At 57.5% G+C, this 351-nt stretch carries 1 protein-coding gene; it reads right to left on the bottom strand.

Annotated elements, in window-relative coordinates:
* A partial coding sequence (locus AC1RPR_RS08535) for a hypothetical protein (RefSeq protein ID WP_481763521.1) occupies positions 1-351 on the bottom strand: 351 nt, incomplete at both ends.

Raw genomic sequence — 351 nt, 5'->3', positions numbered from 1 at the left:
CCAACCGTAATGTAACCAGCAGTCGGGTCTTCATCGTTCGGCAGCGTCTGCGTTGCGTGTTGACCTTCGCCAACCGGCTTCAGCCCTTCATGCTGCTCACCTTCTGCGCTGTGAACTTCGACTTCGCGTTCGGCGTCGTCAAATGCCTTTTCCGGCTCAACATCAGTGTGCGGAGTATTAGCGCCGTCTTCGAAGCTTGCCTTGGTCTTTGCCGGGTGGTGCGGGCCCTTCTCAGGAGCCAGCTTCACTTCACCCGGATGCTTTTCCGGCTTCTTGTGCGCATCACGCGGGTCTTTTGCCTTGTCGTAACCTTCGTTACCCTTGGCAGCGCTCGCATTCATGCGGTTGGTC

It is taken from the genome of Dellaglioa sp. CoH-57-MRSF-22 (assembly GCF_056781895.1).
Note: the sequence above shows the minus strand (reverse complement) of the source record. Positions and strands in the feature narration are given on the sequence as shown.